The organism is Streptomyces sp. NPDC002536 (assembly GCF_053594995.1).
Window position 1 is genome coordinate 54,984 of sequence record NZ_JBSFWU010000003.1, and the last position, 12,347, is coordinate 67,330.

General features: G+C 73.5%; 13 protein-coding genes. 6 read left to right on the forward strand and 7 right to left on the reverse strand.

What is annotated here, in order from left to right; translation table 11 throughout:
• Positions 1 to 4: 4 nt before the first annotated feature.
• The 5 genes from ACWD4B_RS02015 to ACWD4B_RS02035 are packed head-to-tail and all read right to left on the reverse strand — an operon-like array spanning position 5 to position 5,039.
• Positions 5 to 1,204 (reverse strand): acyl-CoA dehydrogenase family protein, encoded by a 1,200-nt coding sequence (locus ACWD4B_RS02015; protein ID WP_451418932.1) that lies wholly within the window; start codon positions 1,202 to 1,204, stop codon positions 5 to 7.
• 16 nt (positions 1,205 to 1,220) lie between these two features.
• Positions 1,221 to 2,381 (reverse strand): acyl-CoA dehydrogenase family protein, encoded by a 1,161-nt coding sequence (locus tag ACWD4B_RS02020; RefSeq protein ID WP_451418933.1) that lies wholly within the window; start codon positions 2,379 to 2,381, stop codon positions 1,221 to 1,223.
• Complete coding sequence (locus ACWD4B_RS02025; protein ID WP_451418934.1) at positions 2,378 to 2,641, reverse strand: phosphopantetheine-binding protein; 264 nt, start codon at positions 2,639 to 2,641, stop codon at positions 2,378 to 2,380. The genes ACWD4B_RS02020 and ACWD4B_RS02025 overlap by 4 nt, the downstream gene beginning before the upstream one ends.
• The gene (locus ACWD4B_RS02030; protein WP_451418935.1) at positions 2,638 to 4,257 is read right to left on the reverse strand and encodes an amino acid adenylation domain-containing protein; all 1,620 of its coding nucleotides are present in this window, start codon (positions 4,255 to 4,257) and stop codon (positions 2,638 to 2,640) included. The genes ACWD4B_RS02025 and ACWD4B_RS02030 overlap by 4 nt, the downstream gene beginning before the upstream one ends.
• Positions 4,254 to 5,039 carry an alpha/beta fold hydrolase gene (locus tag ACWD4B_RS02035; protein ID WP_451418936.1) on the reverse strand — a complete coding sequence of 262 codons (786 nt, stop codon included), beginning with the start codon at positions 5,037 to 5,039 and terminating at the stop codon, positions 4,254 to 4,256. Before ACWD4B_RS02035 ends, ACWD4B_RS02030 begins: the two co-directional genes overlap by 4 nt.
• Positions 5,040 to 5,322: 283 nt before the next feature.
• Between ACWD4B_RS02035 and ACWD4B_RS02040 the strand changes: the two genes are divergently transcribed.
• On the forward strand, positions 5,323 to 6,216 hold the full coding sequence (locus ACWD4B_RS02040; protein ID WP_451418937.1) for a LysR family transcriptional regulator: 894 nt from the start codon (positions 5,323 to 5,325) through the stop codon (positions 6,214 to 6,216).
• A 57-nt stretch (positions 6,217 to 6,273) separates the two neighbouring features.
• Here the strand turns inward: ACWD4B_RS02040 and ACWD4B_RS02045 are convergent, their stop codons facing one another.
• The gene (locus ACWD4B_RS02045) at positions 6,274 to 6,840 is read right to left on the reverse strand and encodes a GNAT family N-acetyltransferase (RefSeq protein ID WP_451418938.1); all 567 of its coding nucleotides are present in this window, start codon (positions 6,838 to 6,840) and stop codon (positions 6,274 to 6,276) included.
• Between the two features lie 347 nt (positions 6,841 to 7,187).
• Entirely contained in the window at positions 7,188 to 7,928 is a 741-nt protein-coding gene (locus tag ACWD4B_RS02050) for a Mut7-C RNAse domain-containing protein (protein ID WP_451418939.1), read from the reverse strand.
• Positions 7,929 to 8,174: 246 nt separating this feature from the next.
• On the opposite strand from ACWD4B_RS02050, the gene ACWD4B_RS02055 reads away from it, so the two are divergent.
• The 5 genes from ACWD4B_RS02055 to ACWD4B_RS02075 all read left to right on the forward strand — a co-directional run bounded on the left by ACWD4B_RS02055 (position 8,175) and on the right by ACWD4B_RS02075 (position 12,337).
• On the forward strand, positions 8,175 to 8,480 hold the full coding sequence (locus tag ACWD4B_RS02055) for an acyl carrier protein (RefSeq protein ID WP_451418940.1): 306 nt from the start codon (positions 8,175 to 8,177) through the stop codon (positions 8,478 to 8,480).
• Positions 8,477 to 9,700 carry a beta-ketoacyl-[acyl-carrier-protein] synthase family protein gene (locus ACWD4B_RS02060; RefSeq protein WP_451418941.1) on the forward strand — a complete coding sequence of 408 codons (1,224 nt, stop codon included), beginning with the start codon at positions 8,477 to 8,479 and terminating at the stop codon, positions 9,698 to 9,700. The genes ACWD4B_RS02055 and ACWD4B_RS02060 overlap by 4 nt, the downstream gene beginning before the upstream one ends.
• The gene (locus ACWD4B_RS02065) at positions 9,697 to 11,892 is read left to right on the forward strand and encodes an MMPL family transporter (protein WP_451418942.1); all 2,196 of its coding nucleotides are present in this window, start codon (positions 9,697 to 9,699) and stop codon (positions 11,890 to 11,892) included. Before ACWD4B_RS02060 ends, ACWD4B_RS02065 begins: the two co-directional genes overlap by 4 nt.
• Positions 11,893 to 12,036: 144 nt before the next feature.
• A complete protein-coding gene (locus tag ACWD4B_RS02070; RefSeq protein WP_451418943.1) occupies positions 12,037 to 12,174 on the forward strand; it encodes a lasso RiPP family leader peptide-containing protein in 138 nt (45 codons plus the stop codon).
• Positions 12,175 to 12,196: 22 nt separating this feature from the next.
• Positions 12,197 to 12,337, forward strand: coding sequence for a lasso RiPP family leader peptide-containing protein (locus ACWD4B_RS02075; protein WP_451418944.1), 141 nt, complete (start codon positions 12,197 to 12,199; stop codon positions 12,335 to 12,337).
• Positions 12,338 to 12,347: the final 10 nt, after the last annotated feature.

Sequence of the window (12,347 nt, forward strand, 5' to 3'; positions counted from 1 at the left end):
GGGCTCACCACTCGAACGCCTGGGCGTTGTAGAGGTTGACGCCGAGGGCGGCCTTGCCGACGTACTCCAGGCACTCGTCGGGCTTGGCGGGCATCACGGCGGAGAAGGCGACCTCGCGGATGAAGCGTTCCAGCGGCTGTGCGCGGCTGACGGCGGCCGAGCCGCAGATGCGCACGGCATCCTGGGCGAGTGCAGGGCCGACCTCGCCGACGATGTACTTGGCGGCGTGCACCATGGCGTTGGCCTCCAGGCTGCCGCGCTGGGTGTCGACGTACTCGCCCGCCTCGTGCACCAGGGCCCGGGCCGCGCGCAGCCGGGCGGACATCCGGCCCAGGTCGCGCTGGAGCACCGGGGAGTCGGCGCGCTTGGGCGAGGCGGCCACGTAGTCGACGGTGTAGCGGTAGACGGCCTCGGCGATGCCCAGGTAGGCGCCGGTGTAGCCGGCGGCCATCCAGTGCGGTTCGCGGACGAGCTTGAACAGCGACATGCCCTCGACGCCGAGGTAGAGGCGCGAGCGCGGCACGGTGACCTCGTCGAGCTTCATGGCGGCGGTGCTGGTGCCGTACAGCGCGGACAGGTTGTGCACCTCGCCGAAACTGACGCCGGGGTCGTCGGCGGCGACGACGAAGTGCGAGACCTCGCTGCTGCCCTCGGTGCCCTCGGCGCGGGCGACGACGATGTAGTAGTCGGCGGCGCCGGCCAGCGAGACGAAGGACTTCTCGCCGTTGAGGACGTAGTGCTGTCCGTCGGCGGAGCGCCGGTAACTGGTGCGGATGCCGCGCAGCTTGGCGCCGGTGCCCGCCTCGGAGGTGGCGGAGGCGAACAGCTTGCGGCCGTTGACGACCTCGTCGAACATCCAGGCGCGGAAGGTCTCGGCGGCCGGAGGCAGTCGGGTGCCCACGGACTCGGACAACGCGCCGATGACGACGTTGTGCATGTTGTAGCCGAGGGCGGCGGCACCGTTGTGGGCGCCGAGCGCGGCCAGGACGCGGGAGTAGTCGGCGAAGCCGAGCCCCGCTCCCCCGGCCTCGCGCGGGACGAGCAGGCCGAGCAGGCCGCTCTCGCGGAGGATGCGGTAGGCCTCGTGGCCGTTGTCGCGCTGGGCGTCGACGTCGGCGGCGAGGGGGGCCAGGATCCGGCCGGTCTCCTCGGCGAGCTTGAGCAGGTCGTCGAGGGTCGCCGGCAGAGTGGCGGTGGTGGTCATGGGGTCCTTCCTCGTGTCAGTTCTCGACCGGCAGGCCGAACTGGCGGGCGACACCGACGCGCAGCAGGTCGTTGTGGCCCGCGTAGACGTGGGCCGCCATCGGGCTGTGCAGGTCGGCGGTCAGACCGGATCCGGGGAGGAAGCCGCGGACGCCGGCGAGCGCGGTGGCGTGCTCGGTGAGGCGTACGTAGTCCTCGGCGACCGAGATCTTGGTGAGGGCCGCCTCTGCGGCCAGCTGCCGGGCGGGCGTTCCGGCGTCGAGCCGGGCGGCCATCGCGTACAGCTGGATGCGGGAGCGGTGCAGCGCGAGCGCCATGTCGCTGATGCGGGCGGCCACTTGGTGGCTGGCGCCCATGCGGCGGCCGAAGTGCTCGCGCGTTCCGGCCCATTCGGCGGTGCGCTGCAGGGTGCGGCGCATGGGGCCGAGCGCGTAGCCGAGGACGACGGCGCGTTCCCAGGCGGTCGTGGAGGACATCACCGCCAGGCCGGATCCCTCCTCGCCGATCAGTGCCGTGGCGGGCAGCCGGGCCCCGTCGAAGAGCAGCTCGCCCATGGGGACCGTGGGCAGGGCGGTCTTGTCGAAGGTCTCGCCGAGGCTCACGCCGGGCATGTCGACGGGGAAGAGGAAGGCCGAGAGCGCGAACGGCGAACGGCCTTCCGCAGTGCGGGCGAAGACGATGGCGAGGTCGGCGACGGGTGCGGCGGTGATGAAGGTCTTGGCGCCGTCGAGCACGTAGCCGTCGCCGTCGCGCCGGGCGCGGGTGTCCATGGACAGCGGGTCGCTGCCCGCGGTGCGTTCGGTGAGGGCGTGGCACAGCATCGTGCGCCCGTCCTGGATGTGGGCCAGGGACTGCCAGGCCTGTTCCGGCAGCGTGGCGCGCAGCGGGAACTGCATGCCGAAGAGCTGGGAGGCCAGGGCGTAGCAGATGCCGGGGTCGGCGCCGGCCAGGCCGATGCCCTCGATCGCGGCGAGGGAGCGGGTGACCGGGCCGGGGTGCTCGCTGCCGGGCGCGGCCATGCGCAGCGCGCCGAGGTCGGCCAGGGCCTGCCACTGGGTGCGGAAGTCCTTGCCCTCGGTCTGCTCCACGGCCGGCCGGGCCCGTTCGCGCCAGGCGTCGACGAGTTCCTCGGCCGGCGCGGGGCCGGACCGCAGCAGGCGGTCGGTGGGGGTGCTCACTTGCGGGCCCCGCCGGCGATGTCCTCGATGGCGGTCCACAGGGCCTTGGGGCTGCGGAAGTTGGCCGCGACGATCTCGGTCTCGGGGAGCGCGATGCCGGCCTGCTTGTCGAGTGCGGAGACGATCTCCATGATGGCCAGCGAGTCCAGGAGGCCGAGTTCGAGGAGCGGGGTGTCGGGGGTCAGGCTCTGCGGGTCCTCGCCCCGGGCCCAGGTGATCTTGCTGCTGATGAGGGCGCAGAGGTCTTCGACGCTGTTCATGTGCGGTTCTCCTCAAGGGTGTGGGAGGTGGTGCCGGGGGTGCCGTCAGGGGTGTCGGCGAGGGTGCTCAGGGCGCGCCGGTCGACCTTGCCGCTGGTGGTGGTGGGCAGCGAGGCGACCGGGACGACCCGGTCGGGCAGCATGCGTTTGGGCAGCAGGCCGCGCAGTTCGGCGAGGAGCTCGCGCTCGCCCGCGTCGGTCAGGGCGTAGGCCCAGATCTCGCCCGCGTGGTCGCCGCCGTCCTTGGCGACGACGGCCGCGGTGGAGACCTGGGGCAGGTCGAGGACGGCGCTCTCCACGTCGAGCAGGTCGATGCGGTGGCCGCGGCGTTTGACCTGTGAGTCGCGGCGGCCGCGCAGGAAGACGCGCCCGTCGGGGGTGATCCGGCCGATGTCGCCGCTGGCGTAGGCGCGGCGGGGTGCGCCGTCGCGGAAGGCCACGGTGACGGTGGGGTCGGTGAGTTCGCCGTTGCGCAGGTAGCCCTGGAAGACGGTGGGTCCGGCGATGTGGATCTCGCCTTCACCGTCGGTGGGCCTGCCGTCGTCGTCCAGGACCTCGATGTCGACGCCGCCGATGCCGCGGCCGATGGTCAGTTCCTGGTCGGCGGTCCAGTCGCGCGGCATCAGCCAGTAGGTGCAGGCGTTGGTCTCGGTGGGCCCGTAGAGGTTGTAGAAGGGCACGTCGCCCAGCAGGCCCAGGTACTCCTCCAGCAGCTGGGGCGCGAAGGCCTCGCCGCCGAAGAAGGCCACGCGCAGGGTCGGCGGCACGGCGTCGGCGAAGCCGCCCTGCTGGAGCATGTTGTGGTAGAGGGACGGGACGGCCATGAAGGCCGTGATCCGCTGCTCGTCGAGCCAGGCGACCACGTCGCGCGGGAAGGCGCGCAGCATGTCCGGCATGAGCACCGCACAGGCTCCGGCGGCCGCCGCGCCGTACAGGTCGAAGGTGGTCAGGTCGAAGGTGAGGGCGGCCTGCGAGCCGATCCTGTCGTGCTCGGTGAGCCCGAACTCGGCCGCGGCCCACTGGGCGTAGTGGGCGACGTTGGTGTGCGAGAGCAGGACGCCCTTGGGCCAGCCGGTGCTGCCGGAGGTGAACAGGATGTATCCGCCGCGGTCGGCCGGCGCGGGCAGCGGGGCCGGGCGGCCGTCCCCGTCCAGGACGCGCAGCCGGTGCAGTCCGTGCTCCAGCGGCTCCGCGTCCGGCTCGGCGCCGTCGCGGGCCTCGGCCGCGGCCTTGCGGCACACGGGCAGGGCCCGGTCGGTGGTGAGCAGCACCGAGATGCCGGCGTTGCGCACCATCCGGGCCGTGCGGGCCGGGGGGTCGGCGATGTCGAGGGGGGCGACGACCGCGCCGGCCCGCAGGGCGGCGTAGAGGGCGATCACGGTGGAGGGGGTCTTGGGGGCGTGGACGCCGACGCGTTCGCCGGGGACGAGGCCGTCGTCGGCCAGCCGGGCGGCCAACGCGTCGACGGCCCGGTCGAGTTCGGCGTACGTCCAGGTCTCGCCCGCGCCGGACAGGGCGGGGCGGTCGGGGTACCGGCGGGCGGAGCGGGCCAGGAGGCCGTCCAGGCGCAGGGTCTCGATGGTGCCGTCGGTGACGGCGGTGGCGGTGGGGGTCACTGCAGGGTCTCCGCGGGAATCGGGCGGCCGGGGGCGTGTTCGTCGAGGAAGGCGCAGGTGGCGTCGATGACGAGGTCGGGGCAGACCAGGTGGGGGTAGTGGTCGACGCCTTCCGGCACGACCCGCCGCACAGGGCCGCGCACGGCGCGTTCGGCGGAGTCGAGCTGGTCGAGGGTGCCGTACTCGTCCCGGTCGCCCTGGATCAGCAGGACCGGCGCGGTGACGTCCAGGTCCTTCTCGATGTTCCAGTCGCGGAAGCCGTCCGAGAGCCAGACCTCGCTCCAGCTGTCGAAGACGCCCCGCGGGTCGTTGTGCACCAGGGCCATCTTCTGTGCCAGCGGCCCTCCTTCGAAGGACGCCCGGGCGGCCTCGATGCCCTGGCGGTTCTGCTCCTCGAAGTACAGGTGCGGGCCGAGGGCGACCACTGCGGTGGCGGGACGCACGGAGGCGTACAGCAGACCGATGGAGGCGCCGTCGCTGTGCCCGACCAGGACCGGGTTGCCGATGCCGAGCAGGTCCAGCAGCTCGGGCAGGTCCTCCTGGCCGTGCTCGTGCATGTAGCGGGGGGTGCGGGGGCGCACGGCGGGTCCCGAACCACCCTGGCCGAGGCGGGAGTACACCAGCGCGCGCCGCCCGGTGGCCGCGGCGAGGCGGGCGGGGAAGCGTCCCCAGCTCGCGATGCAGCCGAGCCCGCCGTGCAGGAAGACGAGCGGCGCCAGGTCGGGGTCGCCGTCGACGAGTACATGCTCGACGGGGCCGTTTCGGGTCTCGGCTATCGGCACATCAATGCCTTTCTCGGTCGGGTGCGGAAAATGACTGGGTAAAGCGGCGCACAGCCGTCTGCAAATATGAAACAGCCTCCGGCGGCCCCGGGGAATGTCACCAAAGAACGTGGTTGAGGCCTCAACTTCCGTGGTGGCACGTGGTATTGATGCAGTACGCGCCCTGTTCAATTGCACAGCACGGGGCTTGACAGCCACCGGCCTTCACATCGGCGACACCGCCTCGTAAGAATCGCGTACGGGACGGGATATGCCTTTACCGGATCACTTATGCTCTGGAGTCATGGATGTCGACCTCCGCCATCTCCGCAACTTCCTGGCCGTCGCCGAGGAGGGCGGCTTCACGGCCGCCGCCCGGCGCCTGCACCTCGCCCAGCCGACCCTGACCAGAAGCATCCGGGCCCTGGAGGACACCCTGGGAGTCCGCCTGTTCGACCGCACGACCCGCAGGACCGCACTCACCGACAAGGGCCGGGAGCTGCGCAGCTCGCTCGTCCCGCTGCTGCACCAGCTCGACACCGCGCTCACCGGACTGCGCAAGGGCGAGTCCCTGCGCGTCGGCTTCAACTGGGGTCTGCCCGAGGGGCTTTCGGGCATGGCGGCCCGGTTCGGGGACGACACCGGGGTGACGGTGGAGTTCGTCCGCACCGACACCCCGATGGCCGGGCTGGACACGGGCGACGTCGACATCGCCCTGCTGCGCGCCGATCCGCTGCCGAGGGGGCTGCGCGGGGTGCTGCTCTGCGAGGACACCCGCGTCGCCGCCGTCCCCGGCCACTGGCCCCTGGCGGCCCGGTCCCGGCTGGGCTGGGCCGAGTTGGCGGACCTGCCGCTGGTCGTCAACACCGTCAGCGGCGTCACCTTCCCGGCGATGTGGCCGGAGGGCCGGCGCCCCACCGTCGGCGCCGAGTGCCGCAACTACGACGAGTGGCTGGAGAAGGTGGCCGCCGGCCTGGGCGTGGGCTCCGCCCCCGCGGCCGCCGCGCGGCGCTACATCCACCCCGCGGTCCGGATGATCCCCCTCGACGGCGCCCCCGTCGTCCGCGCCTACCTCGCCTACCCCTCGCACGGGGCGCACCCGCAGGCGGCACGCTTCGCGGACGAGGCGTGGCGCGCGGCCGAGGCCCTCACGACGGATGGCCTCACGGTCAACGAGCAGCCGGTGCAGGGATGTTGACGAACGTCACATCTCGACGGACATCACATCCTGACGGACGTCACGTCCCGGGAAACGTCACTTCCCGAGGACGCCGACCAGGGCCGACGGCCCGGGGAAGTCCTCGGGAAGGGCGTCCATCAGCAGCTCGTCCACACACTGCCCCAGCCAGTGCCCCGACCTGCGCAGCCGCCCGGCGAACCGGAACCCGGCCTTCTCATAGGCGGCCAGCCCGGCCCGGTTGGGCTCCAGCACCCTCAGCCACACCGCGCGCAGCGCCCCCAGGTGGAAGGCCCAGTCCAGGGTCAGCCGGGTCGCCTCCTCCGCATAGCGCTTGCCGCGCATGGCGGGAGCGATGAGGATCGCGAACTCGGCGGTCGCGGCGACGGAGTTGATCTGCAGCCAGGTGAGGCCGACCGGCTGCCGGTCCTTCAGACGCAGGAGCTCGAACTGGACGTGCTCCCGGTCGACGCGCCGCCGCTCCCATGTGGCCAGGCGGGCCTCCCAGGACTGGGGGAAGCGGCCGCCGTAGCCGAGGATGGTGGTCGGGTCGCTCTCCCAGGCGTGGTACTCGGGCAGCGCTTCGGGGCGGGGCATGCCCAGGGCGAGACGTTCACCGGTCAGCAGGACGTGCGGGCTGCTCATGCGATTCCTCAAGGGGGGACCGTACGGGGGCGGTGGCGCGCGGCGCGGATTCTCGCAGGGGACGATGGAGGCCCGGCCCCCGCTTCCTCCACCGACCCGCCCCTGACCAGCGCGGCCGCCGCTCCCGGCATCACCCGAACGGTCTACGGTGTGCTCTGCCAGGGCCCGCCCTCGCGCAGCGCGGTGTTCTCGGGCACCAAGGATGAGCGCCCCGTCAGGGGCGCGGGGAACTGCGCGACCAGCCACAACGCACCCGCAGTCGAAGTCCCGAGGCTTCGCCCCGGACCCCTGGGCTGGTGCGTCAACTGCGGGCCGTCAGTGGCCGGTCGCGCAGTTCCCCGCGCCCCTTACGGGGCAACCGCCGCCCCGAATTCCCGGACCGCGTCGTCGACGATCGTCTGCAGCCGTGCGTGATGGGCACCGCGCCAGTACACGCGCTCGCACGCGGTGCACTGGGCGAAGACGTCGTAGGTGCGCTGCGTGCCGTGCTCCAGCTGCTCGCGGACCGCGTCCTTGTCGGTGTCCCGGAGCGGCCCGTTGCACGCGGTGCAGCGGGTCCAGGGGGCGAGCTCCGGGGCGAACCGGCCGAGCACGTCGCGGAGTTGCTCGTCCGGGCGGTCGCTGTAGACGTACGCACCCGCCCACAGCTCGCGGCGGCGCAGCAGCCCGCGGTCGCGGGAGAGCATGACCCGGCGCTGGGAGGCGGAGAGCGCGGCGAGGGCGGGGTCGCCGATGTCCTCGCTCTCGTAGGCGGCGTCCACGCCCAGCAGCCGCAGCCGGCGGGCGAGCGTCCCCAGGTGCACGTCCAGCAGGAACCGCAGGGGCGCGCCCGGCACCTCCTGGGGCCGGGCGACCGCCTCGACCTCCACGGTCTCCCCCGCGCCCGGCACGTGGGAGGCGGCCGTCTCCCGGCCGTCGACCAGCAGCCGGCCGACCTCGGTGAGCGGGACGCCGAGCGACTCCACCACGTGGCCGAGCGTCGACGCGCCGTCGGTGACCACGGTGGTGCGGGCCCGGTGGCGCCGTCCCGGTTCGACGAAGACCTGCAGGCCGGGGGCGAAGCTGATGGCGATCTCGGGTCCGTTCACACCACCAGCATGCCACCGGCCCCGGACACTCCCGGCCCCGGGCCCCCGTCATGAGGGCCACCGCGGGCGGAACTTGGTGCCAGGGGAGCAGGCGGGTGACAGTGCCCGCGGCGGCGCGCGTGTCGGGCCCTCCTCGGGTGCCCGGCGGGGGAGGCTGCTGCGCACGCGATAACCGGATTAACCCGACAAGCATGCAATGCGATGTGCCGGGTGCCCGGTTCCGGCCCCGATCGAGGAGAGCGGTCGATGGAATCCGTCTACCACATGATGGCCACAACCCTCAGCGAGCACTTCGGCGTCCCCGAGGAGCACATCCACCCGGACGCCACCTTCGAGGAGCTCGACATCGACTCCCTCGCCCGGGTCGAGATGCTCGCCGTGGTGGAGGACCGGCTGAAGGTGACCCTCGATCAGGAGCCCCGGGGCACCACGCTCGGGGAGGCCGCCGCCCAGGTCGAGCGGCTGCTGGCCGGCGGCACCGGCGGCGCGGCGGCGGCCGCGGGTCCCCCGCCGGGGGCGGGGCCCGCTTCGCTGCCCGGCCCTCTCCTGTGAGCGAACGCGAGGTCGCCGTCACCGGCATCGGCATGGTCACCCCTGCCGGGCTCGGCCGGGAGGCGACCTGGGACGGCCTGTGCGCGGGCGTCGGCGTCGGCGCCCGGGACCCGGCCCTGGCCGGGCTGCCGGTCGACTTCTCCTGCGCGGTTCCCGGCTTCGACGGGGACGCCCTGCTGGGCAAGAAGATCACCTGGCGCAACGACCGGTTCATCCAGCTCGCGCTCGTCGCCGCGCGGGAGGCCGTCGCCGATGCGGAGCTGGACCCCGCCGCCTGGGACGGCCCGCGCGTCGCGGTCGTCCTCGGCTCCGCCAGCAACGGCGGCGACCGCTGGCCCCAGGAGTACCGCAACCTGGCCGAGGGCCGGGTCGCGGCCGTCTCCCCCACCGCGCTGCTGCGTTCGCTGCCCAACATGGTCGCCGGCGAGATCTCCGCGGACCTGCAGGCGCTGGGCCCCTGCCTCACCACCTCCACCGCCTGCGCCTCGGGGGCCACCGCCATCGGCACCGCCCGCGACCTGATCCGGGCGGGCGCCTGCGACATCGCCCTCGCCGGGGGCACCGACTGTGCACGGGTGCCCATGGGGTCGGCCGCCTTCCACCGGATGCAGGCGCTCTCCACGCGCCGTGACGATCCGGCGGGCGCCTCGCGCCCGTTCGACGCCGACCGCGACGGCTTCGTACTCAGCGAGGGCTCCGCCGTGCTCGTCCTGGAACGGCCGGAGCACGCCCGGGCCCGCCGGGCGCGGGTGCGCGGCTGGCTCTGCGGCTACGGCGCCTCCGGCGACGGCTACCACGCCACCCGGCCCGACCCGCACGGCGCGGGCGCCCGCCGCGCCCTGCTGGCCGCACTCGCCGACGCCCGCGCGCAGCCGCAGGACGTCCACCACGTCAACGCGCACGGCACCTCCACCCCGCGGGGCGACCGGGTCGAGGCCGACCTGATCGCCGACGTCTTCCGCACCGCGCCGCCGGTCACCTCGCTCAAGGGCGTCATCGGGCACGCCCTCGGCGCGGCGGGCGCGGTCGACGCCGCGGCCTGCGTGCTGTCCCTGCAGCGGCAACTCGTCCCGCCCACCGCGAATCTCGACCGGCTGGACGAGGGTATGGAGCTGGACGTGGTGGCGAAGCAGCCCCGGCAGCACCGGATGGAGACCGTGATCAGCAACGCGTTCGGCTTCGGCGGGCAGAACGCCGTGCTCCTCTTCCGGGCCGCGTGACGACACCGCCGGACCCCGCAACGGCCCCGGCCGCCGCGGCGCGCACCGGCCGGGCCCGCCCCTGGCTCGTCCCCGTCCTCGCGGCCGTGCTGACCGTCCTGCTCGGCGCGGCCGGGTTCGGCACCTCCGGCCGCCTCGCCAACGGCGGCTACACCGCCTCCGGCACCGAATCGGACCGCGCCGACGCCCTGTTGGCCGAGCACTTCGGCACGGGGCGGACCGACCTGACGCTGCTCGTGCGGGCCGACGACGGCGTGGACGACGATCCGGTCGCCGCGCAAGGGCTGGCGCTCGCACAGCGGCTCGCGCGCTCGCCGGGGGTGACGAGGGTGCGCGCGTACTGGACCGGGGACACCGGCCGGAACCCCGTCCTGCGCTCCGCCGACGGCTCCGCGGCGCTCGTCACGGCGGACCTCGCCGGAGCGGACCGGGACGCGGCGCGGACGGCCGCCCGCCTGGTGCCGCGGTTCACCGGCCGGCACGGCGTGCTGCGGGTGTCCGCGACCGGCCCGGCCTGGGTGAGCGTCGAGGCCGGGCGGGCCGGGCAGCGGGACCTGGTGCGGGCCGAACTCGTCGCTGCGCCGCTGACGCTGCTCCTGCTGGTGGTCGCGCTCCGCTCACTGGTGGCCGCGCTGGTCCCGCTGGTGATCGGGGCGGTCGCCGTCGTGGGCACCTTCGCGCTGCTGCGGCTGCTCACCTTCTTCATGCCGGTGTCGGTCTTCGCCGTCAACCTCACCAGCGCCCTCGGCTTCGGACTCGCCGTGGACTACGGGCTGTTCCTCGTCACCCGCTACCGGGAGGAGTTGCGCGCCGGCCTGCCCGTCGACGCGGCGGTGCGGCGCACCGCGCGCATCGCGGGGCGCACGGTGGCGGTGTCCGCCGGGGCGGTGGGGCTGTCGATGTCGGCACTGCTGGTGCTGCCGCTGCCGTTCCTGCGCTCGATGGCCTGCGCAGGAACGGGGGTTGCCGTGTTCGCGGCCGTGACGGCGACGGTCCTGGTCCCGCCGGTCCTGGCCCTGCTGGGCACGCGCATCGACCGCTGGGATCCGCTGGCCGTCCTGCGCCCGACCCGGGCTCCCCGGCCGGACAGCCCCGCCTGGCGCGCCGTCGCCCGCGCCGTCACCGCCCGGCCGCTGTGGTACGGGACGGGCTGCGCAGCCTTGTTGCTGGTGCTCGCCGCGCCCTTCGGCCATGTGCGCTTCGGCCTGCCGGACGAGCGGATCCTGCCCGCGCAGGCCGAGTCGTACCGCACCTCCCAGGACGTCCGCGAGAACTTCGCGGTGCGCACCGAGCGGAACCTGACGGTGGTTCTGCCGGCGGCGGACCCGGTGCGCGACCGCGCGGCGCTGCAGGCGTACGAACGGGCGGTGACGGACCTGCCGGGCGTCGCCCGCGCCTCCCACTTGCCCGGAACGCGGGGCGCGGCCCTGGTGGTGACCGGGCCCGACGCCCGCCCGCAGTCCGCGGCGAGCCGGGCCCTGCTGCGGCGGTTGCGTGCCCTGCCGGGGCCGGGCGGCGGGCAGTTGGTGACGGGGCGTGCGGCGGTGCTGGCCGACACCTGCGCTGCGGTGCGCGCACGGCTGCCGCTCGTGGTGGCGGTCGCAGGGGTCGCGCTGTGGGCGGTGTTGTTCCTGCTGACCGGGAGCGTGCTGCTGCCGGTGAAGGCCCTGGGCATCGGGGCGTTGAGCCTCGGGGCGAGTTTCGGGGCGATGGTGTTCGTCTTCCAGGACGGTCATCTGCGCGGCGTGCTGGGCCGGTTCGCCGTGACCGGCATGCTCGACATGACGATGCCGCTGCTGATGTCGGCCATCGCCGTCGGGCTGGCGGTCGACTACGAGATCTTCCTGCTGTCGCGGGTGAAGGAGCACTACGTACGGACGCGCGACAACCGCGAGTCGGTCGTGGAGGGCGTGGCCCGGACCGGACGGCTGGTGAGCACGAGCGCCCTCGCGGTGGCCGTCGTCACGGGCGCCCTGGCCACGTCGGGCGTGACGGTGCTCAAGCTGCTGGGCACGGGGCTGGCGACGGCGGTGCTCGTCGATGCGGTGCTGGTGCGCGGCGTGCTCGTACCGGCGTACCTGGCACTGCTGGGTCGGGTCAACTGGTGGGCGCCGGGGCCGCTGCGGCGGGTGCACGGGCGAGTCGTGCGGCGTGTGGGGCTGGACGAGGGGCATTCCGCCGGACTTCGGTGACGACGCAGGACTTCAATACGACTTATCACCCACTGGAGTGGAATGGCTGGCCTCACGGCTTGGCGAGTTGACATCCTGACGTCTCCAGATGGGTGCGAAATCCCGCACCGCATCAAGGGAAGGCCACCTGAAAGAGGAACTCCCATGGAACAGCAGGAATTCTACGAGCCCCCCGTCGTGGCGCAGCTCGGCGACTTCGACGAGCTCACCTGCGGGTACCCGTACGGCATGGACCTCGACATGTACGGCGGCTGGTACTACGCCACGGGTTCGCGGAGCTGACGGGCAGGAAAGGGGAGCCCCCATGGAAAAGACCGAGGTCTACGAGCCTCCGGCCATCGTGGAAATCGGCGACTTCGCCGAACTGACCCGCAGCAGCAACTACGGTACGTACGCGGACGGTTACTTCACCGGCTGGTACTACCGGGACAATGCACGGGGCTGAGCCGAGAGGA